The sequence below is a fragment of the Streptomyces sp. MS19 genome (genome assembly GCF_047200595.1).
In the GTDB taxonomy this organism is placed as follows: domain Bacteria; phylum Actinomycetota; class Actinomycetes; order Streptomycetales; family Streptomycetaceae; genus Streptomyces.
Genome location: NZ_JBJZOH010000004.1, coordinates 101,614 through 125,595 on the forward strand (window position 1 = coordinate 101,614; position 23,982 = coordinate 125,595).

A 23,982-nucleotide genomic window follows, 5' to 3' on the forward strand; every position below is an offset into this window, starting at 1 on the left:
GCGGCGGCGCCGGGGGAGTCCCGGGCGGTGCCGTGAACGGTGCCGCGCGTTCCCGCCGTCCGTGCCCGTCCGGCCCCGCCCCCCTGTGACTACGGTGCGGCGCCGGTGCGTTGCGCCGTGCCGTCCAGCAGCCCGTCCACCTGGCACGGGGACAGCGCGTGGTCGATCGCCAGCAGGCCCGCGCCCCGCGCCACCGCGTTCTCCCGGGTCCCGCTCGCCGCGATGCGCAGATACTGCGTCGCCAGCGGATGCGACCGCTCGTACACCGCCTCCCGTACCCCCGCCAGCAGCTCGTGCGCCGACGACAGCGCCCCGCCGAACACGATGGCCTCCGGGTTGAAGAACGTGATCAGGCTCGACAGCACGTCCCCGATCCGCCGCCCCGCCTCCCGCACCATCGGCACCGCCGTACGGTCCCCGGCCGCCACGAGCCGCGCCACGTCCGCCGCCGTCGCGGCCGGCACACCCGACGCCGTCAGCCGCCGCGCGAGCGCCGCGCCGCCCGCGAACGCCTCCAGGCAGCCCGTGTTGCCGCAACGGCACGGCGCGTCGGCCGCGCCCACCCGGATGTGACCGATGTCCCCGGCCGACCCCTGCGCCCCCCGGTGCAGCCGCCCGCCCGCCAGGACGCCGCTGCCGATGCCCGTGCCGACCTTCACGAACAGCAGGTGCTGCACGTCGGGCAGCACCCAGTGCCGTTCGGCGAGCGCCATGACGTTCACATCGTTGTCCACGAGCGCGCTCGCGCCGAGCCGCTCCGCCAGGTACTGGGGTATCGGGAACAGATGCCAGCCCGGCATGATCGGCGGATCGACCGGACGCCCGGTCGCGAACTCCACAGGACCAGGCACCCCCGCCCCCACGGCCCGCACCGACGCCGCGGACCGTCCCGACTCCGCGAGCAGCGCGCGCGCCGTCCGCACCGTCGCGTCCAGGACGGCCTCGGGCCCGTCCGAGATCAGCAGCGGCTCCTCGCGGCTGACCACCTCCTGCCCGCCCACGTCGAGCAGCGCCACACGGCAGTGCGTCGCGCCCAGGCCGATCCCCACCACCAGCTGGTCGCGCGTCCGCAGCCGCAGCCGGCGCGGCAGCCGCCGCCCGGACGCCCCCACGTCCGGCGCCTCGTCGAGGAAGCCGTGCTCGATCAGCAGGTCCACCCGCTGCGAGACGGTCGAACGCGCGAGGCCGGTCAGCCGGGCGAGGTCGGCGCGCGTCTCGGCGGCCCCGCGGGCCACGAGCGCGAGGACCCGGCCCGGCGAGGCGAGCGCGGGCAGCACCTGTCCCGTATCCGGTGCGGACGGTGTGAGCATGATGCCTCCAGCGGACGGACTTTTGCTTCCAGCGGGACGAAGTGGCCGGGGTTGTCGGACCAACTTCCTTGATTCCGTTCGGTCTTACCCACGCTTTGAGTATTGACAGACCTTTCTGACGCCCCGACATTGCCTGCATGCTGTCGATGCAGGGCATGACAAAAAAGTTCCTCGGCATCCACGTACTCCACGGCGTCTCCCTCGACCTGCGCGCGGGCGAGGTGCACGCCGTGGTCGGCGAGAACGGCGCGGGCAAGTCCACCCTCATGAAGCTGCTGAGCGGCGAGCACGTCCCGGACGGGGGACGGATCGAGATCGACGGGCAGCCCCGCTCGTTCACCCACCCCGCCCAGGCACAGGCCGCCGGGGTCGGCGTCATCCACCAGGAGCTGGCGCTCCTCCCCGACCGCACGGTCGCCGAGAACGTCTTCCTCGGCCGCGAACCCACCCGCAGGGGACTCGTGGACCGCGCCGCCATGGCGCGGCGCACCGCGCAGCTGCTGGCCGGCCTCGACGCGGCCGACATCGGCCCGCACACCCCCGTCCGCGACCTGTCCGTGGCCAGGCAGCAGACCGTCGAGGTCGCCAAGGCGCTCGCCGCGGACGTCCGCATCCTCATCATGGACGAGCCCACCGCCGCGCTCGCCGAGCACGAGGTGGCGACCCTCTTCGCCCTGGTCAGACGGCTGACCGCCCGCGGCCTCGGCATCCTCTACGTGTCGCACCGCATGCGCGAGATCTTCACCCTGTCGCAGCGCATCACCGTCCTCAAGGACGGCCGCCACGTCACCACCGTCGACACGGCCGGCACCACCGTGGACGAGATCGTCCGGTCCATGGTCGGCCGCGAGCTGAGCGCCTACTACCCGCCGCGCGCCGACACCGCCGCCCTGGGCGGGACGGTCCTCGCCCTCGACGACGCGGGCAACGACCGGCTGTCCGGCGTCTCGTTCGCCGTCCGCGCCGGGGAGATCCTCGGCGTCGGCGGCCTCCAGGGCTCGGGCCGCAGCGCGCTCGCCCGCGCCGTCTTCGGCGCCGCGCCGTTCACCCGGGGCACGATGACGCTCGGCGGGCGGCCGCTGCGCCCGCGCCGCCCCCGGGAGGCCATCCGCTCCGGCATCGCCCTGGTGACCGAGGACCGCAAGGCCGAGGGGCTCGCCCTGCGCCAGTCCGTCCAGGACAACGCGCTGCTCGTCACGCGGGCCGTGCCGCCGTCCGGCGCCGGCCGCCCGCGCGGCGACGAGGGCGTCACCCGCCTCCTCGACCGCGTACGCCTCACCTCGCGCGGCACCCGCCAGGAGGTCCGCTTCCTCTCCGGCGGCAACCAGCAGAAGGTCGTCATCGCCAAGTGGCTCGCCGTCCGCCCCCGCGTCCTGCTGTTCGACGAGCCGACGCGCGGCGTGGACGTCGGCGCCAAGGCCGCCATCCACACCCTGGTGCGCGAACTGGCCGCCGAGGGCATGGCGGTCGTCCTCATCTCCTCCGACCTGCCGGAACTCATCGGCATGAGCGACCGCGTCCTCGTCATGGCCGACGGACGCCCCGCGGGCGAACTCCCCGCGGGACCCACCGAGGAGGACATCATGCGGCTCGCCACCTCGGCCGCGCCGGCCCGTACCGCCCCGCCCCCCACCGGCTCCGCCCCCGGGGACGGTGCCCACCGATGACCGCCACCTCGCCCTCCGAGGCGCCCCTCCCGGCGCTCGCCCGCCGCCCCGGCACGGGCGCCGGCGCCTGGCGCCGCCGTCTCGCCGACCCCGCCGTGGGCATCTGGCTCGCCGCGCTCGGCGTCACCCTGCTCGGCTGGATCGTCGTCACCGCACGCGGCGGCGAGTTCCTCACCCAGCCCAACATCACCGGCATCCTCCAGAACTGCGTCGCCCTCGGCCTGATCGCCCTCGGCCAGACGCTGGTCATCCTCACCGGCTCGCTCGACCTGTCCGTCGCGTTCCTCGCCAGCCTCGGCACCCTGGTCGCCGCCGAGACGATGGCGGGCCAGGACGGCAACGTCGTCCTCGCCGTCCTCGCCGTCCTCGCGCTGTGCACGGCCGTCGGCCTGGCCAACGGGCTGATCGTCACCGGCCTGAAGGTCAACGCGTTCATCGCCACCCTCGGCGTCGCCCTCATCCTGCGCGGCTGGATCGAGGACAACTACACGGGACCCGCCGGAGCCGTGCCCGCGACGTTCCGCCGCCTCGGCTACGACCGCGTCGGGCCCGTACCGCTCGCCGTACTCCTCCTTGCCGCCGTCGCGTTCGCCCTGTGGTTCGTCTGCCGCCGCACCCGCCTCGGGCACCACATGTACGCCACCGGCGGCGACGAGCACGCCGCACGCCTCTCCGGCGTCCGCACCCGCCGCACCGTCGTCGCCGCCCACGTCCTGTGCTCCCTGTGCGTGGGCGTCGCCGCCCTGTTCCTCGCCGCGCGCTTCGGCGCGGGCTCGCCCTGGGCGGGCACCGAGGCGAGCTACGACCTGGAGTCCATCGCGGCGGTCGTCCTCGGCGGCACGATCCTCGCCGGGGGCCGCGGCAGCGTCGTCGGCACGCTCGGCGGCGTCATGGTCCTCGCCGTCCTCGACAGCGTCTTCAACCAGCTGGCCGTCGACCCCTTCTTCAAGAACGTCCTGCGCGGCGTCATCATCATCGCGGCCGTGGCCGTCTACACGCGCCGCCGCCGCTCCGCGAGGAGGAACGCATGACCATCGCGCGCCCCATCCCCGCCGCCGCGCCAGGCCGCGCCCGCCTCACGCAGCTGCTCGGCACGGCCCTGCCCGTCTACGCCCTGCTCCTCGTCCTGCTCGCCGCCCTCGCCGTCACCGACCCGTCGTTCTACGAACCGGACCGGCTCCTCGCGTTCGTCCGCCGCGCCGCGCCCCTGGTGCTGCTGGCCGCCGGGCAGTACCTCGTCATCGTCAGCGGCCACTTCGACCTGTCGGTCGGCGCGGTCGTCACGACCGGGGTCGTGGTCGCCGCCGAGATCTACGACGCGTTCCCCGGCGCCCACTGGCTCGTCGTCACCGGCGCCCTGCTGCTCGCCGGGGCCGCCGTCGGCGCGGTGAACGGGCTGGTGACGACGGCCCTCGGCGTGCCGTCGTTCATCACCACGCTCGGCATGATGCTGATCCTCGAAGGCGGCGTCTTCTACTGGACCGGCGGCTCGCCCCGGGGCAGCCTGCCCGACGACTTCCGCGCCATCGGCCGCGACGACGTCCTCGGCCTGCCCTGGGCGGTCGTCGTCTGCCTCGCGGCGGGCGTCGCCGTCGCCCTGCTGATGCGCGCCCGCTTCGGCCGCACCCTGATGGCCACCGGCGACAGCGAACGCGCCGCCGAGCTGTCCGGCGTGCGCACGCACCGCGTCCGCGTCGCCGTCTTCGTCCTCTCCGGCGCCGTCGCCGCGCTGGCGGCCGTGCTCGTCGGCGGCTTCTCCGGCGTCTCCGCCCAGGCGGGCAGCGGCATGGAGTTCGAGGCGATCACCGCCGTCGTGCTCGGCGGCGTGCTGCTCGGCGGCGGCCGGGGGTCGGTCGTCGGCGCCATGGCCGGGGCGTTCGCCCTCACCGCGCTGTTCACCCTGCTCAACCTGCGAGGAGTGTCCGGCGCCCTGGAACCCACGGTCCAGGGCGTCATCGTCATCGCCGCCGTGGCGATCGGGGCCGCCGACTGGTCCCGCCTGCGCCGCCGTTCCACCACAACCGGAGGTCCCGCCGCATGACCGCACGCAGCACGCTCCGCACCGCCCGCTCCAGAACCGCCCGCCGCCCCGCGCTCGCGGCGACGGCGCTCCTGGCGGCCTTCCTGCTCGCCGCGTGCAGCAGCGACGTCCCGCAGGACACCCCCGGCGCACCCTCCGGCTCACCCGGCTCCGGCGACGCGCGGGAGACCGACGCGGCGGAGAGCGGGTTCTTCGAGGAGGACGAGTACCAGCGGCAGCTCGCCCTCGCCCAGGAGACGCCCGAGGGCCCGGCCGACCGCCCCTGGGAGCAGATGCTCGGCCCGGAGCTGGTCAGCACCGAGGAGTACGCGGCGGACACCGCCGACGGCGTCCACCTCTGCTTCTCCAACGCGGGCGTGTTCAACCCGTGGCGCCAGGTCGGCCTGACGACCATGGAGGCCGAGGTCGCGCAGCACGAGGAGATCACCGACTTCACCGTGCTGGACGCCGAGGGCCAGGACGACAAGCAGATCTCCGACATCCAGGACCTCAGCAACCGCGACTGCGACCTGCTGATCGTCTCGCCCAACACGACGGCCACCCTCACCCCGGCCATCGAGGACGCCTGCACGCGCCTGCCGGTCGTCGTCTTCGACCGCGGCGTCACCACCGACTGCCCCGTCACCTTCATCCACCCGGTCGGCGGGTACGCGTACGGTGCGGCCGCCGCCGACTTCCTCGTGGACGAGGTCGAGCCGGGCGGCAGCGTGCTGGCCCTGCGCATCTCGCCCGGCGTGGACGTGCTCGAACACCGCTGGGCCGCCGCGGAACGCGCCCTGGAGGAGGGCGGACTCGACGTCGTGGGCGTCGAGTTCACCGAGGGCGACCCGGCCACCACCAAGTCCATCGTGACCGACGCGATCCAACGCAGCGGCGGCATCGACGGCGTGTGGATGGACTCCGGCGCCACCGCCGTCGCGGCCATCGAGGCGTTCGAGGACGCGGGCGAGGACGTCCCGCCGATCACCGGCGAGGACCAGCGTGACTTCCTGGAGGCCTGGCGGGACGGCGGCCTGACCGCGATCGCCCCCGGCTACCCGACGTTCCAGTGGCGGACCCCGGTCATCGCCGCGCTGCGCGTCCTGGCGGGCGAGGAGGTCCCGTCCGAGTGGGTGCTGCCGCAGCCGGTCATCACCGAGGAGAACCGCGACGACTACCTCACCGGCGACATGCCGCCCCTGCACTACGGTCTGTGCGGCTGCGAGGACCTGCCGGGCTACCCGCAGGACTGGGGAGGCCGGTGATGACGACCCCCGACACGCCCGACGCCCCCCACACCCCCGGCTTCCCCATCGGCGCCAACCCCTGGATCTGGCACTCCCCGGTGGACGGCGCCGCCCTGGCGGAGACCGTGCCCCGGCTCGCCGCCTGGGGCTTCGACGCCGTCGAACTGCCCCTGGAGCAGGCCGACGACTGGGACCCCGCCGCCGTCGCCCCGCTGCTCGCCCGCCACGGCCTCACCGCGGCCGCCGTGATGGCCGTGATGCCGCCGGGCCGCGACCTCGTCGCCACCGACACGGTCACCGTCAAGCGCACCCAGGAGTACCTGCTGCGCTGCGTGGACTCCGCGGCGCGGGTCGGCGCCCCGGTGGTCGCCGGTCCGATGTACGCCGCCGTCGGCCGGACCTGGCGCATGAGACCGGGCGAACGGGCCGCCGCGCTCGCCGAGTGGCGCGACCACCTGTCCCCGGTCGTGAACCACGCGCGCGCCGCCGGGATCACCCTCGGCGTCGAGCCGCTGAACCGGTACGAGACCAGCCTCCTCAACACCGTCGCGCAGACCCTGGAGGCCCTGGAAGGGCTCCCCGCCGACGCGGTCGGGCTGTGCCTGGACACGTACCACCAGAACATCGAGGAGACGGGCCTCGACACCGCCGTGGCACAGGCCGCCGGGCGCATCGCCCACGTACAGGTCTGCGCCAACGACCGGGGAACGCCGGGCCGGGACCACCTTGACTGGCCGGCGTTCCTCGGCGCCCTGCGCGCGGCGGGCCACACCGGCCCGCTGTGCATCGAGTCGTTCACCGCGCACAACGACAGCATCGCGGTGGCCGCCTCGGTCTGGCGTCCCCTGGCACCCCACCAGGACGCCATCGCGGTCGAGGGTCTGGCGTTCCTGCGCCGGGCCCTCGGCCGCCCGGCCCCCACCGAGGGGGCGATCCCCCACAGGTAACGCGGTTGGAGTGTGACCATGCCCTTGTTCCGCACGTCATCGGGAGCCGCAGTCGTGCTGTCCACGCTGCTGCTCGGCACAACCCCCCTGGCACAGGCCGGCGGACGGGAGGCGGCGGACAGCGCCGTCGTCCCGCTCGCGGTCGTCTGCAACACGTACTGCGACGCCCGCGACCCCTCGAACGCGGCGCAGGACCGCGTGCCCGTCAGCTCCACCGTGCACGGCCGCACCGTGCGCCTGCACATCGACGACGCCTCCTCGATGGGCTGGGCGTCGATCGACAACGGCGGGGCGGGCGACGAGGTCTGGCTCGACCGCTCGTTCGACGCGGGCAGGACCTGGGGAGACAACAGCAGGCTGGGCGCCACGACCACCCCGGCGGGCTGGGGCGGCTGGCGCACCCAGATGTACAACGTGGACGACTGGGCCAACCAGGGCGTCGGCGCCCTGCGCGCCTGCGGCAAGGCGTCCGGCGCCCCGGAGATCACCTGCACGCCCTGGGCGCGCGACACCCGCAACGCGGGCAGCAGGAGCACGGCCGCCGCCACCGGCCTGATGGCCATGTACGACCGCGACACCGGGCTGTTCGAGGGCAACGGCTGGTGGACGTCGGCCAACGCGCTCACCGCCGTCATCGACAACATCCGCATCAGCGGCATGGGCAGCTACACCTACGCCATCGCCCGCACCTGGGAGCGCGCCCGCGACAACCAGGGCGGCGACTTCCGCAACGACTACCTGGACGACACGGGCTGGTGGGGCCTCGCCTGGATCAAGGCGTACGACCTGACCGGCGACACCCGCTACCTCGACACGGCCAGGACCGACGCCGAGCACATGGCGCGGTACTGGACGGGCAAGTGCGGCGGCGGTGTCCAGTGGCGGCAGTCGGACGACTACAAGAACGCCATCACCAACGAGCTGTACCTCCACCTCAACGCCGCCCTGCACAACCGCATCCCGGGCGACACCGTGTACCTCCAGCGGGCGCAGCAGGAGTGGAACTGGTTCCGCAGCAGCGGGATGATCAACTCGTCCCACCTGATCAACGACGGGCTGAACGACAACTGCGCCAACAACGGCCAGCCCACCTGGACGTACAACCAGGGCGTCATCCTCGGCGGCCTGGCCGAACTCCACCGCGCCACCGGCGACAACAGCCTGCTGACCGCCGCCCGCAACCTGGCCGACGCCTCCACCGGCTCGTCCTACCTCAACCCGGGCGGCATCCTGCGGGAGCCGAACGAGTCGGACGGCTGCAACGGTGACGGCCCCTCGTTCAAGGGCGCGTACGCCCGCGGCCTCGGCGCCCTGAACGCGTACCTGTCCGACCACCCGTGGAACGCCTACCTCGACCGGCAGGCCGACGCCGCGTACGCCAACGCCCGCAACGAGCTGAACCTCTACAGCTCGCACTGGGCCGGCCCGCGCACCACCGTCGGCCACGGCTGCCAGCACAGCGCGCTCGACCTGCTCAACGCCGCGCAGCTCAGCTGACCCGGACCCGCGCACCGCATGACAGAGGGGCCCTGACCCGCCTTCCCGGCAGGTCAGGGCCCCTCCGTGTCTCACAGGGTGCCGCCGCTAAGCGGGCAGGACCCACCGTTGGTTCGCGTTGCCGTTGCACGTCCAGATCGTGACCCGTGTCCCCCCGGCGGTACTCGATCCGGGGATGTCGAGGCACTTGCCCGAACGCGGGTTGCGCAGGCTGCCGTTGGCCTGGTGCTGCCACGTCTGCGCGGCGGTGCCGTTGCACGTCCACAGCTGCACGACCGTGCCGTCCGCCGTGCCGCCGTTGCTGACGTCGAGGCACTTGCCCTGGACGCGCAGCGTGTCGTCCACCTCGCCGACGCTCCAGCGCTGGGCGCCGGTGTTGTTGCACGCCCATGTCTGGACGGGGTTGCCGTCCGCGGTGTTGCTCTGGCTGTTGTCCAGGCACAGGCCGCCGAGGCCGGTGATCTGGCCCGTGCGCTCGCCTGGCCTGGCGTTCAGCGTGTACCACGCCTCGGTGCTCCACAGCGTCTCGCCCGACTGGGAGCTGAACGGCCGCGGCGACTGGACGTGCACGACGCGGTCGGTCTTCAGGCCGGGGATGGTCAGCGTGACCTGTGTGCGGTCCGCCGACAGCCGGGCGGACGAGACGGACAGCGTCTCCTCGTCCAGCTTCGGGCCGCCGTAGTCGGCCGTGGGCGCGTAACGCCACTGCTGCACGCGGTACTTGCTCGCCAGGCTGTCCGCCGTGGCCTGCGAGAGCGGCTGCGTGTAGGTGAGGACGAAGCCGTTGTCCGTCAGGCTCATCGATCTGATGTCGAACGCGTTGGTGCCGTTCGGCGTGAGCTTCTGGAGGCCGTAGCTGAGCTTGCCCTCCTGGCCCCAGTTGCCGCCCGCGCCGAGGCCGCCGGTGTAGAGGGAGCCGTCCGGGCCGATGCTGACCCGCGTCACACCCGCTTCGAGCCCCTGCGTGTGGCGGAAGACGGCGCCCTGGTACTCGCCGTCCACCTTCTCCAGGAAGGCGCGCTGGAGGCCGCCGTACGTCACGTCGCCGATCAGCAGCTGTCCGGCGAACGGGCCCTGGGTGAGCGTGACGGGCGTGCTGGGCGAGTTGCCGATCTCGTTCTGCGGCAGCCACAGCACGGGCTTGCTGACGGCGCGGTTGTCGAACGGCCCGGCCGGGTTCATGTAGTGGTTGAAGAACCGGTCCTGCTTGACGTGCAGCAGCTTGGAAGAGGGCAGCCAGCCGCCCTGGTTGTCGGTGACGAAGATCTCGTTCTCCGGGCCCCAGCCGATGCCGTGCGGCGTCCGCAGGCCGCCGGCGACGTACGAGACCTGGCCGGTGTCCTTGTTGACGCTGATGGTGGTGCCGCGGTTGGGCACGGGCTGCGGATCGGTCGTCGCGCCGCCGTAGTTGATGGAGACGGAGAGGTTCAGGTAGAAGTTGGGCGCCTGGTAGAGCAGGCCGAAGGCGAACTCGTGGAAGTTCCCGCCGTACGGCCACTGCGCGACCCGCCGGTACTGGTCGGTGACCCCGTCGCCGTCGGTGTCGTTCAGCTCGGTCAGCTGGTGCTTCTCCGAGACGTACAGCTTGCCGTCCACGTACTTGATGCCCATCGGCTCCCTGAGCCCCTGGGCGATGCGCCGGTACGTGACCTGGCTCGGGCTCGTCGCGCCGGTGACGCCGCTGAGCAGGTAGACCTCGCCCGTGACGTTGTCGGTGCCGCCCCAGGTGGTGATCGCGAGGCGGCCGTCGGGCAGCCAGTCCATCGCGCTGACCTGCGGCTCGAAACCGGCCGGACGCAGGTTCGTCAGTGTGTAGTTGGGGTGCACGCCGGTCAGCGGCAGGCCGTCGCCCGGCGCGTCGAAGCCGCTCTCGCACTCCTTGCGGCCCGGCGCCGTCACGCGCACGACGCCCGCGTCCGTGCTGAGCACGGAGTGGGGGACGAGGGTGAACGCGGTGGCGCCCGGCGGCCGCCACTGGAGGGTCAGCTGCTGGTCGGCGCCGCGCTCGAAGTAGTCGATGTGCAGGGCGTGGTAGCCGGAGGTGAGGGCGACCGAGCCGTCCTTCGGCGTCGCGGAGTGCAGCCCGTCGTGGTCGATGACCTCCTGGCCGTCGATGAGCAGCCGGGAGCCGTCGTCGCTGATCAGCCGGAACGTGTACGTGCCGGCCTGGGAGATGCTGACGTTGCCGATGACCTGGGAGACGAAGTTGTCGGTGCCGCCGAACTGGCTCGTCGTCGTCCAGTCGACCGTCGGCATCAGCTTGTCGACGTTCGGGGTCTGGCCCGGTTTGAGGGGGCAGATCTCGTTGAGCGGGACGCCGACGTCGAAGGTGCGCAGGGTCACGCCCGGTTCCTGGGGCGGGACGTCGGCGGCGGTGGCGGTGCCGGGTGAGGCGAGGTTCGCGAAGAACAGCCCGCTGAGGAGCACACCCAGCGCACGTGCGCGCGTGCGCCGGTGCTTCCGTGTTCTCACATGTCCTCCTGACATGCCGAGGCGGAGCGAGGGGTGGAACGGGGGTGGTGCGCGACGGGCGGGCCCGCGCATGTGTATGTCATGTACGCGTAAAGTGCCCGTGGCGCACACGGTAGGGACTCGCGGTGGAGCCGTCCATGCCTTCTCCACGCCGGGAAAAACCGGTCCGGCGGCGCAGCGCGCACCGTCCGGGCAGCCCTCGGCGGGCCGTACCGTTCACCTGCGGTGGTGCCGTTCAGCCGGTGCGCATCACACCGGTGTGCGGCGGAACTGCTGGTTCGTACCCGTCCCGCAGGTCCACTGGATCAGCCGCGCCTCGTCGGCCGTGGAGGCGGCCTCCACGTCCAGGCACTTGCCGCTGTGCTGGGCGGCGATCCGGACGAAGCCCGAACCGGCGTCCGTGAACTGCCACCGCTGGCTCGTCGCGCTGCCGCACGCGGTCTGCACGACGGCGGCGCCGTCCGCGCTCGACCCGTCCGCCACGGCGAGGCACAGCGAACTGTTGCGGTTCACCAGCTGGACCCGCCCGCCGCCCGCGTCACGTGCCGTGAACTGCTGGTTGGTCCCGCCGTTGCACGCGTACTGGATCGCGCCCGTCCCCGGGGCCGTGGAGAACCCCGGGATGTCCACGCACTTGCTGGAGTGGCGCGCGCTGAGCGTCTGGTACCCGCTCGGCGCGCCGAACTGGATGGCGTCCACGTCGAAGGAGTTGTCCGACGTGGTGGTGAACACCAGGTACAGCCGGTGCGTGCCGCCGAGCGCCGCGACCGGTACGGACGGCGTGGACCGGTACGTGTCCCAGCCGCCCGTGCCGGTGACCGGCGTGGTCGCCAGCAGCGTGCCGGTCGGGGAGTCGGCGCGCAGCTGGATGGAACCGCCGCCGGACGGTGAGGAGAAGCGGTACGACACCGAGTTGACGCCCTCGACGCTCATCGGCTCGAACGCGATCCAGTCGCCGTCGCTGATGTCGCCGATCCGCTGCCCGTTCTCCGCGCCCGCCTGGGAGACGATCCGCGTCCCCGACTGGGCCTGGTAGTACTCGGCCTGCTTGTGGCGGGGCTGGAGGACGGCGCGGCCGTAGCCGGTCAGCGCGCCGGTGCCGGTGGCGCCGCGGTCGGTGTAGCGGGCGTTGAGGACGTACCAGAGGTCGGCGCCCTCGGGGTGCCCGCCGAGGTGGGAGGTGTCCAGGGTCCCCTGGCAGCCCCGGAGGTCGGTGGTGGGATGCTCGTGGTCGTCATGGCCGAGCGCCGGGTTGACGATCACGTTGTTGCAGTCGATCGTGCCGTCCTCGGGGTCGGTGACCGTCACCCGGTACGGGATCTGGTCGCCGAACTCGATGAGTCTGCCGTTGACCGGGAAGTCGATCCGCACGGTCGGCGCCGTGTTCCCCACGTTGACCGGGATGTTGCCGTACCCGGCGTTGCCGTCGGAGTCGGTGACCCGCAGCTGGGCCGTGTACTCGCCGACCGTCCGGTAGACGTGCGACGGGTTCTGCGCCGAGGAGTCGAACGTGCCGTCGCCGTCGAAGTCCCACGCGTACGTGAGCGCCCCGCCGTCCGGGTCGCGGGTGCCCTGGCTGGAGAACTGCACGGTCAGCGGCGCCGGCCCGTTGGTGACCGACGCGCTCGCCTCGACCACGGGGGCGCGGCCGCCCTGGACGTAGTCGATGCGGTACAGGCCCGAGTCGTTGTTGCCGCCGCCGAAGGCGCTGCCCCATTCGAGGACGTACAGCGAGCCGTCGGGGCCGAACGTCATGTCCATCGGCTTGACGAAGTCGACGTCCGGCAGGAAGTCGTTGATCTTGAGGACCTCGCCGTCCTCGTCGAGCTGGATCTCCTTCACCCAGTTGCGCGCCCACTCGTAGAAGAAGCTGGTGCCGTCGAAGTACTCGGGGAACTTGGTGGGGGACGGGTTGTCCGGGTCGTAGCGGTAGACCGGGCCGCTCATGGGCGCGGAGCCGCCCTCGCCGACCTCGGGGAAGTCGGCGGACGCGCCGTAGCCGTACCAGACGTCGGGCAGTTGCACGGGCGGCAGGTTCCGCAGGCCGGTGTTGTTGGGCGAGGCGTTGACGGGGCCGGAGCAGTTGAACTTCGCGCCGACCACGCCGGTGTCCGGGTTGTAGGGCGCGTACGGCTGGTTGTCGCCGTGGCAGAAGGGCCAGCCGAAGTTGCCCGGCTGCTTGATGATGTTGTACTCCACCAGGCCCTCGGGACCCCGGTCGGTGGTGGGGCCGCCGCGGTCGGGACCGTAGTCGCTCACGTGGACGTGGCCCGTCTCCTGGTCCACGGTGAAGCGGAACGGGTTGCGGAAGCCCATCGCGTAGATCTCCGGGCGGGTGCCGGCCGTGCCCTGCGCGAAGAGGTTGCCGCCGGGGATGGTGTAACCGCCGTCGCCGGTCGGCCTGATGCGCAGGATCTTGCCGCGCAGGTCGTTCGTGTTGCCCGCCGTACGGGCGGCGTCGAGGCGCTCCTGCCCGGCGCGCCAGTCGAGCGGGGCGTAACCCTGCCAGTGCGACGACAGGTTGGGCGCCACGTCGTCGCCGGTGCTCAGGTAGAGCGTCCCGTCGGGGCCGAAGTCGAGGCTGCCGCCCGTGTGGCCCGGCTCGGGGTACGAGCGGTCGCGGTAGGCGGGGACCTCCAGCAGGACTTCCTCGCTCGACAGGTTCAGGGTGTTGCCCTGCATGGTGAATCTGGACAGCCGGTTGACGTCCTGCGTACTGGCCGCCGGTGAGTGGTACAGGTAGATCCAGTTGTTCGTCGCGAAGTCCGGATCGAGGGCGAGGCCCACGAGTCCGTCCTCGCCGCCCGTGTAGACGTTCAGCGTCCCGGCCGTGACCGTGGAGTGGCTGTCGGGGTCGAAGACGCGCAACTGGCCGCCGCGCTGGGCGTAGAAGACGCGGCCGTCCGGCGCGACGTCCAGTTCCATGGGGTCGGCGGTGTTGTCGTCGAGCGTGACCTTCTCGTAGCTGCTCCACACCGTGCCGCCGCAGTCGCCCGGCTCCACGCCGGCCGCCCACTTGACGCCGCCGACGAGGTGGTCGCGGAACGCCGCCTCGTCGTAGGCGGCCGCCTCGTGGCCCATCGCGGTGGCCCACACGAGGCCGCCCTCGGCCTCGCGGCACCAGGAGATCGGGTGGTCGGCGCCCATGGCCGAGCCGCCCGGGTCGTAGGTGGTCTCGTCGGCGGTGACGAGGACGTGCACGTCGCCGCGCGGGTTGGGCGAGAAGTTGTACCACTCCTCGGCCCGCTCCCACCGTTCGGGCAGGGCACGGGTGGAGGGGTGCGCGCGGTCGGCGACGTGGGCCGTGCCCTGGAGGGTGCCGGGGGAGTGGGCCGGCATGTGGGCGCCGCCGTTGATCAGATCGTCCCACCAGGGGAACTGCTGCTCGATGCCCATGTCCAGCGTGTTGTGGACGGCGACCACCCCGCCGCCGCCGTTCACGTAGTTCTGCATGGCCGTGCGCTGGGCGGCGGTGTCCCAGACCATGCCGGAGTTCTGGAGCATGATGACGACGTCGAACGCCGCGAGGTCCGCGTCGTTGAAGATCGCGGGGTCGGCGGTCTGGTGGATCTCAAAGTTGTTCTCGGCCGCCTCCTCCTCGAACATCTCGATGCCCGCGGGGATGGAACCGTGGACGTAGCCGGCCGCCCTGGTGAACAGCAGGGCGTGGAAGTCGGCGGCGGCGTTCTCGTGCGCTGACGCGGACGCGGCGGGCAGCGCGCCGAGGGCGAGCAGGGGAGCGGCGAGCAGGGCGGTGACCGCCGTCAGGCGACGGTGGCCCGGGGGTCTTCTCATGGGTTCCTCTCCGATGGTCGTGTTCGGACGGAACGGATCGGGACGCGCCGTGCCTCGGAGGGAGCCGCCGGGCGGCGGCCGGATGATGAGGGAAGCCGTGCGGACCTGACGGATCATGCGCTGTCATGTACCTGTACGGTTCATCGTCTGCACTGTCGGAGCAGAAGTTCCGCTCGTCAAGGGACAAAGTAAGGACTTCTTCGAACGGAAAACGGCGCGCTCTGCGTGACGCGCGACGGACTTTGACTTCTCACCACACAGTCAGCCCCGGCCCGCCACCGTCCCCTCCCCGGCCGGCGGCGCACCCCACGGCGCTCCCGCCTCCTCCCCACGGGGGCATCCGTGCAGCAGCACCAGGGCGAGCGTCCCCTGCCCGAGCCCGGTTCGCTCCTCCAACAGCGGCCGCACGTACGTGTACGCGGCGAAGTGCGCGGTGACGAAGAGCCGGCCGCCGCCGCGCGCGTGCACGCCGAGGAACTGGCCGGCCCGGACGTCCTCCACCCCGTCGGCGACGCCCCCGACCACTGGCGCGCCGCCCGCCTGCCGCGCGCCACCCCGGCGGAGCGCCCATCCGCTCCACCACCGGGATCAGCTCCGTCCAGGAGGGGCCGGCGCTCGTCGCGACAGGCGAGCACACCCTGCTGGTCTGCCGCCCGCTGGCCGAACGCTTGACCCGGGGCGACGTACGTTACGTCCGCGTGGACGGGCTCGGCGCGTCGCAGCTCGCCCTCATCTGGTGCACCGACCGCACCGGCCCCCAACTGACCGCACTCGCACACCTGCTGGCGGAGGAGCACACCCACACCCCGCCCCCGAACGCCTCCCGGCGTGACGCACGGGGCCGCCCTGCCGGGCCGGGGCGGGGGCAGGGCAGACTTGGGTGAACGTTCACACGGGCGGTGCCCCGGCGCCGCCCGCCGCCACACCCGACCGGAGGGGACGACCAGATGCCGGAGCAGCCCGCGACACCGCCGGGGGACGCGGAGACGACCGCCGCGCGGACGGGGACCGGAGCGACGGCCGGGCCCGCCCGCAAGGCGGCGACGATCTACGAGGTCGCCAGGCTCGCCGGGGTGTCGCACCAGACGGTCTCGCGGTTCCTGCGCAAGGACCCGACGATGCGGCCCGACACCGTGCGCAGGGTGTCCGAGGCGGTCCGCGCGCTCGACTACCGGCCCAACCTCGCCGCCAGGTCGATGCGCACCCGGCGCACCAACCGGGTCGCCGTGATCCTGCCCGACTCCACGAGCTTCGTCCCCAACCGCCTGCTGCGGGGCGCCGCGGCGGCCGCGCACGAGGCGGGGTACCTGCTGGACGTGGTCGGCCTCGAAGGCGACGCGACCGCCCGCGCCGCCCGCATCGGCACGCTCCTCCAGCCGGAGAACGTGGATGGCCTGCTGTCGTTCGCCGCGCTGCCGGACAACATCGCCGCGCTCGCGCCCGCCGCGCTGCGCGTCCCGCTGGTCGTCGAGGGGGAGTACGACGACAACATGCGCTCGCGCGGCGTCCTCGCCGACGCCACCCCGGCCGCCGAGATCGTCGCGCACCTGGCCGGGCTCGGGCACCGCACGTTCCTCCATGTCGCCGGGCCGTCCAGCTGGCCGTCGGCGCGCAACCGCAGGGCCGTCTACGAGTCGGCGGTGGCCGGTCTCGGGCTGGTCTCGCACGCCGTCGTCGAGGCCGACTGGAGCGTGCGGGCCGGCTGGGACGCGGCCAGGGACGTCGTCGCGGGCTCGCCGGTGACGGCCGTGTTCGCCGCCAACGACCAGATGGCGTTCGGGGTGATCCGGGGTTTGCAGAGCGTCGGGGTGGACGTGCCGGGGCGGGTGAGCGTGTTCGGCTGGGACGACGACGAACTGGGGCGGTACTTCGACCCGCCCCTGTCCACGGTCAGCGTGGACCGGGAACGGCAGGGCTGGGTCGCCTTCGGCCGGCTGCTGGCGCTGCTCAGGGGAGAAGCGCCGGCGGCCCCGCCACTGACCAGCGGCGGGATCAACCGCCTGGTACCGCGCGGGTCCGTCGGCCCGGCGCCCACCTCCGTCTCCTGACCTCCTGACCGCCAGGACACACCACCCCCAGGGCGCCGGAAAGCCCGGCTGACCTGCGGGAATGTGCTCCCGGCAGCCGGTGGGCCACCCTCCGCGGGGTCTTGTGTGATCGATAACTTAAATCGTAGGGTGGGGTGCTGCAAGCGCTTTCTGAATCGAGGAGCCGTCTCCCATGCCCTCACCTCCGTCCCGACTGCGCGCGGCGGTCGTCGGCACCGGTGGCATCGTCACCGGCAGCCATCTCCCCGCCCTCAGGGCCCATGCCGACCGCGTCGAACTCGTCGCCGCCGTGGACGTCGCCCCCGAGCGGCTGGCCGCCTTCCGGCGCCAGGCCGGCGAAGCCGGCCTGGCGGCCGAGGGGTTCACCGACCTCGGCGCCATGCTGCGCGAGGCGTCCCCCGACCTTGTCCTCATCGGCACGCCTCCCTCGCTCCACGGGGAGCAGACGGTCGCGGCGCTCGAAGCCGGCGCCTCGGTGCTCTGCGAGAAGCCGCTGACCCTCTCCCTCGCCGAGTACGACGCCGTCGCCGCGGCGGAGCGCGCCACCGGCAACCACGCCTCCGTCGTCTTCCAGCACCGCTACGGCTCCGGGGCGCGGCACGCGCGGCGGCTCATCTCCGGCGGCGAACTCGGCGCCCCGCTCGTCGCTCACTGCCAGACCACCTGGTACCGGGACCGGGCGTACTACACCGTCCCGTGGCGCGGCCGGTGGGCGACCGAGGGCGGCGGGCCGACCATGGGGCACGGCATCCACCAGTTCGACCTGCTGCTCCACCTGCTGGGCGAGTGGACCGAGGTGCGTGCCATGGCGGCGCGGCTGGTGCACGACGTGGAGAGCGAGGACGTGTCCACCGCGCTCGTGCGCTTCGAGAACGGCGCGCTGGCCACCGTTGTCAACAGCGTCCTGTCGCCCGACGAGGTCAGCCGCATCCGCGTGGACTGCGCCGAGGCGACCGTCGAGCTGACCCACCTCTACGGCCACACCAACGAAGACTGGGTCTACACCCCGCGACCCGGCCTCGGCGACGACGCGCGGGTGGCCCGCTGGCGCACCCCGGCCGACGACCTGCCCAGCTCGCACGCGGCCCAGCTCGGCGCGCTCCTCGACGCCCTGGAACGGGGCGAGCGCCCCCCGGGCAGCGGCCAGGACGCCCGCCGCACCGTCGAGTTCGCGGCGGCGCTGTACAAGTCCGCGTTCACCGGACGGCCGGTGCTCGCCGGGGAGATCGGCGAGGGCGACCCCTACTACACCGCCATGCACGGCGACCACCCGGACTGGAGGCCCCAGCGATGACGATCAAGGTCGACCACATCCACGGTGAGCGGATCACCGTCTCGGCGGGCGGCGTGGACCTGCTCTCCTACGTGTACCGCCCGGACCCGGAGCCGTACGAGTCGCGCAAGCCGTACGTGCACCCGCTGCGCACGCTGTCCGGCCGCCTCGTCAGCGGCTACCGGCCCAACGACCACCGCTGGCACAAGGGCCTCCAGATGACCGCCAGCCACCTGTCCGGCCAGAACTTCTGGGGCGGCCACTCCTACCTCGGGCCCGACCAGGGCTACCGGCGCGTCCCGGAGCGCGTCGGCTCGATGCGCCACGACGGCTTCGCCGGCCTCACCGCCACAGACGAGCGGCTCACGCTGGCCGAGGACCTGACCTGGGTGGCCAACGACGGCGCCGAGTGGGCCGGGGAGCGGCGCGGCCTCACCGTCCACGCGGTGGACGAGGCCGCCGGGTCCTGGGCGCTCGACTGGTCGATCCGGCTGACCAACCTCCGCGACGAGCCGCTGCGCTTCGGGTCGCCGACCACCGCCGGGCGGGAGATGGCCGGGTACACCGGCCTCCAGTGGCGCGGGCCCCGGGACCTCACCGGCGGCACGGTGTTCGGCCCCGATGGCCCCGATGGCCCCGACGGCGCCGAGGGGCAGGAGGCGCTGATGGGTACCCAGGGACCCTGGCTCGCCTTCTCCGGCACGCACGACGACGTGGACGCGGCGTCGACGCTCGTCTTCGCGCACGCGCCGGAGAACCTCGACCCGGAGCGGGCGGTGCACGGGTCGCACTGGTTCGTGCGGTCCACGCCCATCCCCACCGTGGCGTTCTCCTGGGCGTTCTTCGAGGAGTTCGCGCTGCCGCCTGGCGACGCGTTCGCCTTCCGCTACCGGGTCCTCGTCGCCGACGGCGCCTGGGACCGGGAACGGGTGGCGTCCGCGCTGGCGGAGCTGTCGTGGTGAGCCTGCCCCGGCCCCTGCCGGGCGCGGTGGGACTCTCCCACCTGCGGGCCTACGACTGGGCGGCGGCCGACGGGGTGTGCGGGGGGAGCCCGCACCTGCACCTGGCCTGCACCGAGGCGTATGTGGTCACCGGCGGGCGGGGGGCGGTGCAGACGCTCAGCCCTGACGGGTACCGCGACACGCCGCTCGAAGAGGGCGCCGTGGCCTGGTTCACGCCCGGCACGGTGCACCGCATGGTGCAGGGCGGTGACCTGCGCATCACCGTGCTGATGCAGAACAGCGGGCTGCCGGAAGCCGGTGACGCGGTGTTCACCTTCCCGCCCGACGTGCTGGCCGACCCGGAGCGCTACGCCAGGGAGGCGGCGCTCCCGGCGAAGTCGGGGCCGGCGGCGGAGGCCGCAGCCCACCGCCGCCGCGACCTCGCGGTGGAGGGCTATCTGCCGCTGCGGGACGCGCTGGCGGCGGGCGACCCTGAGCCGTTCCTCGCGTTCCAGCGTGCGGCGGCCCGGCTGGTCCGCGACCGGGTCCCCGCGTGGCGCGAGCTGTGGCGGGCGGGCGCGCTGGCGGCCGCCGAGCGCACCGGCGCGCACCTGGCGGCGCTCGAAGCCGGTGAACCGGCGTACCTCGCCGAGGCCACCGCGTACGGCGCGGAGCCCTCGCGGCTCGGCGGCTACGGCATGTGCGGCCGCCGCGACGAGTACGAACTGCCCGGCACCACCCTCCACCGGCTGGACGACTGACACGGCGTCACCCCCGCCCCGTCTCCTCCCAGGCCGGTCCCGGCACATGCCGGGACCGGCCTCGCCGTACTCCGGCGGCCACCGCCACCGCCCCGCAAGGCCGCGCGTCACGCCGCGACGGCCGGTGCCCACCAGCCGGCGCCCGAAGGCGAGCACGCCGCCCGCGAGCCGGGTCGGCGGTCGCGGCACCGGTCCGTGCCACAGCCGGAACCACCCGAGCCGAACGCGCACCCGGAGGCCCGCCACCCCGCGCCGGGAAACCCACCGCCCGGTGACCGCCCCGCCGCCGGAGCACCGTTCCTTCTCTCGCCATGTCCTGCTTCGGTACATCATGCGTGGATCGTCGCACGCGCCACTGACAACGCTCCGTGACATCCCCTCCACGTGACGTTCCCCCGCCCCCGGGCATGCCGGGGACGGGGGAACCGGTGACGCGCCCGGCGGACGGGGAGGTGTCAGCTCGCGGCACGCACCGAGTCGTTCAGCTCGTCGAGGAAGTCCTCCGCCGCCTCCTCCGGGGTCGCGTCACCGAAGATGACCTGCTGGTTGTACCGGCCGAGCACCGTCTCCAGGTCACTGGCGCCCGGCGGGGTGATCGGCGGCGTGTCACGGATGTCCGCCGTGACCCGGCTGCTGAACGCCATCGCCTCCCGGGTGCCGGGATCAAGATCGGGTTCGATCAGTTCCCGGAAGCGCGGATTGCCCGGCTCGCCCCGGTCCACCCCGAACAGCTCCCCCACGCGCGGGTCGTTGGTGAAGAAGTCCACCAGCAGGGCCGCTTCCGCCGGATGTTGCGTGGTGGAGGAGATGGCCCAGTACATGGTCGGCTTGAGGTACTGGAAGCCCGCGTGGGTGTCCGGATCGGTCGGCCAGTCGGCGATGCTGAACGCGTAGTCAGGAGCTGCCGACTGATAGGCGTTGAACATGCCCGCGGGGATGAACTTCATCGCCGTCCTGCCCGTGACCAGGTCGCCCTGGTCGAGCGGGAGGCCGCCGGTCTCGGCCAGTTGCGTGCTGCCCGGCGCGGCACCCGAGTCGATGAGGTCACGGACCTCCTGCCAGTAGCCGGCCAGCACATCGGCGGGCAGCGCCACGTTCCCCTCGTCGTCGAAGACCTGCGCGCCGTGCTGCCGCGCCCAGACCGTGAGGGTGATCGCGTCGCCGCCCCACGGGGAGATGCCGTGCACCTCGCCGTCCGACGCCTCGGTCAGGGCCCGGCCCGCCCGCTCGAAGTCCTCCCAGGTCCACTGCCCGGTGTCCGGCACGGGGACGCCGTACTGCTCGAAGAGCGTGGTGTTGATGATGATGGCGCTGGCCGTGCCGCCGGTCGGCACCGCGTAGAGGCTGCCGCGGACTCGGCCGCTGTCCAGCAACTGGTCGCCGAGCACGGAGGGATCGAGGAACTCGGAGACGCGGTCGAGATCGAGCAGCGCGCCGCGCTGGGCGTAGGCGGACAGGTAGAGCTGGTCGAACTGCGAGACGTCCGGCATCTCCCCGGCGGCCGTCGTCGTGGCCAGCCGGTCCCAGTAGCCGCTCCAGTCGGCGAACTGCGGCTCCACGTCGATGTTCGGGTACTCGTCCTCGAACAGCTCGATGGCCGCCTCGGTGGCCTGCGTCCTGGCGTCGGCGCCCCACCAGTTGACGCTGATGGTGACCTTCCCGTCGGACAGCTCGGGCTCGCCCTCGAAGCCCTCGCCGATGCCGCACGCCGCCAGGGCGGTGGCCAGGACGGCGGCGGTCCCGGCGGTGAGCGCGCCCCGGACCAGCCGCCGCGCGCCCCGCCGCCCCGTGGTGGTGCGTCGCATGGCGCTCCTCCCGTTCTCTTCGGATGACTCGTCTCTCATGCCGCCCTCCTGTCACTTTCCGCCGGTCGTGGCGATGCCGCGCAGCAGGAACCGCTGGCCGAAGAGGAACACCAGGAACACCGGGACCAACGAGACGACGCTCATCGCGAACAGCGCCCCGTAGTCCGAGGAGGACTGCGCGTCCACGAAGGAACGCAGCGCCACCGGCACGGTGTAGAGGTCCGGCTTGGTGACGAAGATCAGCTGCGTGAAGAAGTCGTTCCACGTCCAGATGAACGTGAAGATCGCGGTGGTCGCCAGCGCGGGCACCATCAGCGGCAGCATGATCCGGCCGAATATCCTGACGTGCCCGGCGCCGTCGATCCGGGCGGCCTCGTCGAGTTCCCGCGGTATTCCCCGGATGAACTGCACCATCAGGAAGATGAAGAACGCGTCGGTGGCGAGGAACTTCGGGACGATCAGCGGCAGATAGGTGTTGATCCAGCCCAGCTGCGCGAAGAACACGTACTGCGGGATGATCAGCACGTGGATCGGCAGCATGATCGTGACGAGCATGGCGATGAACGCCAGCCTCTTGAACCGGAAGTCCAGCCGCGCGAACGCGTAGGCGGCCATCGAGCAGGAGACCAGATTCCCGATGACGGAACCGAGGACCACCAGCGCCGAATTCAGCAGATAGGTACTGAACGGATAGCTGAGCGCGTCCCAGCCCGTCGGATAGTGGTCGAAGTCGAAGGTGTCGACCAGGAGACCAGGACTGGTGAAGATGTCGCTGTTCGGCCGGAGGGAACTCACGACCATCCACAGCAGCGGATACAGCATCAACAGGCAGATGACGACCAGGAACACGTGCTTGATCACGCTGGTCACACGCCGGCGGCGGGCGCGGGCGGAGCGCGCGAGAACCGGGGCGGGGGCGGGGACGGCTGTCTCAGTCATCGTAGAAAACCCAGTACTTGGAGGCCCAGAAGTTGAGCGCGGTGAAGGCGCCGATCACGATCAGCAGCAGCCAGGCCAGGGCCGAGGCGTAACCCATGCGGAAACTGGTGAAGCCTTCCTGGTAGAGGTAGAGCGAGAAGAAGAGCGTGGAATCGCTCGGCCCGCCGGTCCCGTTCGAGACGATGAAACTCTGGGTGAAGGACTGAAAACTCCCGATGATCCCCAGCACCAGGTTGAAGAAGATGATCGGGCTGAGCAGAGGCAGCGTGAGGGAGAAGAACTGGCGCCTTTTCGTCGCACCGTCCGTGGACGCCGCCTCGTAGAGCTCACGGGGTATCTGGCGCAGTCCCGCGAGGAAGATCACCATGGGCGCGCCGAAGGTCCACACGTGCAGGATGATCAGCGTGCCGAGCGCCGTGTCCGGGTCGGAGACCCAGCCGGTCCCCTCCACACCGAAGAGCGACAGGAACGCGTTGAACAGCCCCTCGGTGCCGAACACCAGCCGCCACAGCACGGCGATGGCGACGCTGGCGCCGAGCAGGGACGGCAGGTAGAGCACCGAGCGGTACAGCGACAGGCCGCGGAGCCCCCGGTCGAGCAGCACCGCGAGGCCCAGGGCCACGGCCAGTTGGAGCGGGACCGACACGATCACGTAGACGAAGGTGACCTGGAGCGAGTGCGCGAGCCGGTCGTCCTCGAACATCCGGCGGATGTTGTCCAGCCCCGTGAAGTGGGGGTCCTGTAGCAGGTTGTAGTCGGTGAAGGCCAGGTACAGCGAGGCGATCATCGGGCCGATGGTGATGCCCACCAGCCCGACCACCCAGGGCGCCAGGAAGAACAGCGCCGCCCTGCCGTCGCGTTTCCGGTCGGAGCCCGCGCCGATCCCCGCCCCGCCCCGCCGCCTGTCCGCGCCGGAGGCGGCGCCGTGGGCGCGGCTCATCGACCGCAGTTCGCCGAGAGCGCTCATCCGCCTCCCTCCCTACGTGCCGTGAGTCGTTCCACGGGGCATTCCTCTCTGATCTGAGCGCTGCGGCCGCCGGACCCGGGGAACGGCGGTTCTCCGGAACGGGTACGGGGGACTGCACGACGCATGGCGGTGCGTGCGCACCGGAAGGGGAGCCCTGGGGCTGACACCGGGGTGCTGTGTCAGGGGAGATCGACCACGGGGGAGTGGTGGAACGGCGCGGTCACCGGTACAAGGAACTACCGTTACTTTCTGGTTAAGTTATCGATCACCAGGACTGGCCGGTACCCTAGTGA

Annotated in this window: 18 protein-coding genes; 11 read left to right on the forward strand and 7 right to left on the reverse strand. The window is 72.4% G+C overall.

Annotation, left to right across the window (positions count from 1 at the left end):
- Window positions 1-89 precede the first annotated feature (89 nt).
- Window positions 90-1,310, reverse strand: a complete 1,221-nt coding sequence (locus tag ACL02R_RS06030; protein WP_412795808.1) for an ROK family transcriptional regulator — start codon at window positions 1,308-1,310, stop codon at window positions 90-92.
- 137 nt (window positions 1,311-1,447) lie between these two features.
- On the opposite strand from ACL02R_RS06030, the gene ACL02R_RS06035 reads away from it, so the two are divergent.
- From ACL02R_RS06035 to ACL02R_RS06060, 6 genes are read left to right on the forward strand one after another with little or no spacing between them, the layout of a single operon-like run.
- Entirely contained in the window at window positions 1,448-2,977 is a 1,530-nt protein-coding gene (locus tag ACL02R_RS06035; RefSeq protein WP_412795809.1) for a sugar ABC transporter ATP-binding protein, read from the forward strand.
- Window positions 2,974-4,008, forward strand: coding sequence for an ABC transporter permease (locus tag ACL02R_RS06040; protein ID WP_412795810.1), 1,035 nt, complete (start codon window positions 2,974-2,976; stop codon window positions 4,006-4,008). Before ACL02R_RS06035 ends, ACL02R_RS06040 begins: the two co-directional genes overlap by 4 nt.
- Entirely contained in the window at window positions 4,005-5,018 is a 1,014-nt protein-coding gene (locus ACL02R_RS06045) for an ABC transporter permease (RefSeq protein ID WP_412795811.1), read from the forward strand. Before ACL02R_RS06040 ends, ACL02R_RS06045 begins: the two co-directional genes overlap by 4 nt.
- Window positions 5,015-6,262, forward strand: a complete 1,248-nt coding sequence (locus ACL02R_RS06050) for a substrate-binding domain-containing protein (RefSeq protein WP_412795812.1) — start codon at window positions 5,015-5,017, stop codon at window positions 6,260-6,262. The genes ACL02R_RS06045 and ACL02R_RS06050 overlap by 4 nt, the downstream gene beginning before the upstream one ends.
- Window positions 6,262-7,191 carry a sugar phosphate isomerase/epimerase family protein gene (locus tag ACL02R_RS06055; RefSeq protein WP_412795813.1) on the forward strand — a complete coding sequence of 310 codons (930 nt, stop codon included), beginning with the start codon at window positions 6,262-6,264 and terminating at the stop codon, window positions 7,189-7,191. The genes ACL02R_RS06050 and ACL02R_RS06055 overlap by 1 nt, the downstream gene beginning before the upstream one ends.
- Before the next feature lie 18 nt (window positions 7,192-7,209).
- Window positions 7,210-8,688, forward strand: coding sequence for a glycoside hydrolase family 76 protein (locus ACL02R_RS06060; protein ID WP_412795814.1), 1,479 nt, complete (start codon window positions 7,210-7,212; stop codon window positions 8,686-8,688).
- 87 nt (window positions 8,689-8,775) lie between these two features.
- Here ACL02R_RS06060 and ACL02R_RS06065 read toward each other — a convergent pair whose 3' ends face one another.
- The 3 genes from ACL02R_RS06065 to ACL02R_RS06075 all read right to left on the reverse strand — a co-directional run bounded on the left by ACL02R_RS06065 (window position 8,776) and on the right by ACL02R_RS06075 (window position 15,456).
- Complete coding sequence (locus ACL02R_RS06065) at window positions 8,776-11,160, reverse strand: ricin-type beta-trefoil lectin domain protein (RefSeq protein WP_412795815.1); 2,385 nt, start codon at window positions 11,158-11,160, stop codon at window positions 8,776-8,778.
- 249 nt (window positions 11,161-11,409) lie between these two features.
- Window positions 11,410-14,955: a ThuA domain-containing protein gene (locus tag ACL02R_RS06070; RefSeq protein WP_412795816.1), complete on the reverse strand. Its 3,546-nt coding sequence runs from the start codon at window positions 14,953-14,955 to the stop codon at window positions 11,410-11,412.
- Between the two features lie 261 nt (window positions 14,956-15,216).
- Window positions 15,217-15,456, reverse strand: a complete 240-nt coding sequence (locus ACL02R_RS06075; protein ID WP_412795817.1) for a hypothetical protein — start codon at window positions 15,454-15,456, stop codon at window positions 15,217-15,219.
- Between the two features lie 197 nt (window positions 15,457-15,653).
- On the opposite strand from ACL02R_RS06075, the gene ACL02R_RS06080 reads away from it, so the two are divergent.
- The 5 genes from ACL02R_RS06080 (at window position 15,654) to ACL02R_RS06100 (ending at window position 19,978) form a co-directional block, all read left to right on the forward strand.
- Window positions 15,654-15,839, forward strand: a complete 186-nt coding sequence (locus tag ACL02R_RS06080; protein ID WP_412795818.1) for a hypothetical protein — start codon at window positions 15,654-15,656, stop codon at window positions 15,837-15,839.
- A 63-nt stretch (window positions 15,840-15,902) separates the two neighbouring features.
- The gene (locus ACL02R_RS06085; protein WP_412795819.1) at window positions 15,903-17,003 is read left to right on the forward strand and encodes a LacI family DNA-binding transcriptional regulator; all 1,101 of its coding nucleotides are present in this window, start codon (window positions 15,903-15,905) and stop codon (window positions 17,001-17,003) included.
- A 172-nt stretch (window positions 17,004-17,175) separates the two neighbouring features.
- Window positions 17,176-18,297, forward strand: a complete 1,122-nt coding sequence (locus ACL02R_RS06090; RefSeq protein ID WP_412795820.1) for a Gfo/Idh/MocA family protein — start codon at window positions 17,176-17,178, stop codon at window positions 18,295-18,297.
- The gene (locus ACL02R_RS06095) at window positions 18,294-19,238 is read left to right on the forward strand and encodes a PmoA family protein (protein WP_412795821.1); all 945 of its coding nucleotides are present in this window, start codon (window positions 18,294-18,296) and stop codon (window positions 19,236-19,238) included. Before ACL02R_RS06090 ends, ACL02R_RS06095 begins: the two co-directional genes overlap by 4 nt.
- Window positions 19,232-19,978: a cupin gene (locus ACL02R_RS06100; RefSeq protein ID WP_412795822.1), complete on the forward strand. Its 747-nt coding sequence runs from the start codon at window positions 19,232-19,234 to the stop codon at window positions 19,976-19,978. Before ACL02R_RS06095 ends, ACL02R_RS06100 begins: the two co-directional genes overlap by 7 nt.
- A 455-nt stretch (window positions 19,979-20,433) precedes the next feature.
- On the opposite strand, the gene ACL02R_RS06105 is transcribed toward ACL02R_RS06100, so the two are convergent.
- From ACL02R_RS06105 to ACL02R_RS06115, 3 genes are read right to left on the reverse strand one after another with little or no spacing between them, the layout of a single operon-like run.
- Window positions 20,434-21,783 (reverse strand): ABC transporter substrate-binding protein, encoded by a 1,350-nt coding sequence (locus ACL02R_RS06105; protein WP_412795823.1) that lies wholly within the window; start codon window positions 21,781-21,783, stop codon window positions 20,434-20,436.
- Window positions 21,784-21,834: 51 nt separating this feature from the next.
- Window positions 21,835-22,722 (reverse strand): carbohydrate ABC transporter permease, encoded by an 888-nt coding sequence (locus ACL02R_RS06110; RefSeq protein ID WP_412795824.1) that lies wholly within the window; start codon window positions 22,720-22,722, stop codon window positions 21,835-21,837.
- Complete coding sequence (locus tag ACL02R_RS06115; protein ID WP_412795825.1) at window positions 22,715-23,689, reverse strand: carbohydrate ABC transporter permease; 975 nt, start codon at window positions 23,687-23,689, stop codon at window positions 22,715-22,717. The genes ACL02R_RS06110 and ACL02R_RS06115 overlap by 8 nt, the downstream gene beginning before the upstream one ends.
- Window positions 23,690-23,982 lie beyond the last annotated feature (293 nt).

Bases quoted from the DNA above. Each gene is read 5' to 3' on its own strand.
- ACL02R_RS06040 (WP_412795810.1), top strand. From the start codon at position 2,974: ATGACCGCCACCTCGCCCTCCGAGGCGCCCCTCCCGGCGCTCGCCCGC.
- ACL02R_RS06070 (WP_412795816.1), bottom strand. From the start codon at position 14,955: ATGAGAAGACCCCCGGGCCACCGTCGCCTGACGGCGGTCACCGCCCTG.
- ACL02R_RS06090 (WP_412795820.1), top strand. From the start codon at position 17,176: ATGCCCTCACCTCCGTCCCGACTGCGCGCGGCGGTCGTCGGCACCGGT.
- ACL02R_RS06055 (WP_412795813.1), top strand. From the start codon at position 6,262: ATGACGACCCCCGACACGCCCGACGCCCCCCACACCCCCGGCTTCCCC.
- ACL02R_RS06085 (WP_412795819.1), top strand. From the start codon at position 15,903: ATGCCGGAGCAGCCCGCGACACCGCCGGGGGACGCGGAGACGACCGCC.
- ACL02R_RS06095 (WP_412795821.1), top strand. From the start codon at position 18,294: ATGACGATCAAGGTCGACCACATCCACGGTGAGCGGATCACCGTCTCG.
- ACL02R_RS06030 (WP_412795808.1), bottom strand. From the start codon at position 1,310: ATGCTCACACCGTCCGCACCGGATACGGGACAGGTGCTGCCCGCGCTC.
- ACL02R_RS06105 (WP_412795823.1), bottom strand. From the start codon at position 21,783: ATGCGACGCACCACCACGGGGCGGCGGGGCGCGCGGCGGCTGGTCCGG.
- ACL02R_RS06060 (WP_412795814.1), top strand. From the start codon at position 7,210: ATGCCCTTGTTCCGCACGTCATCGGGAGCCGCAGTCGTGCTGTCCACG.
- ACL02R_RS06115 (WP_412795825.1), bottom strand. From the start codon at position 23,689: ATGAGCGCTCTCGGCGAACTGCGGTCGATGAGCCGCGCCCACGGCGCC.
- ACL02R_RS06050 (WP_412795812.1), top strand. From the start codon at position 5,015: ATGACCGCACGCAGCACGCTCCGCACCGCCCGCTCCAGAACCGCCCGC.
- ACL02R_RS06110 (WP_412795824.1), bottom strand. From the start codon at position 22,722: ATGACTGAGACAGCCGTCCCCGCCCCCGCCCCGGTTCTCGCGCGCTCC.
- ACL02R_RS06045 (WP_412795811.1), top strand. From the start codon at position 4,005: ATGACCATCGCGCGCCCCATCCCCGCCGCCGCGCCAGGCCGCGCCCGC.
- ACL02R_RS06035 (WP_412795809.1), top strand. From the start codon at position 1,448: ATGCTGTCGATGCAGGGCATGACAAAAAAGTTCCTCGGCATCCACGTA.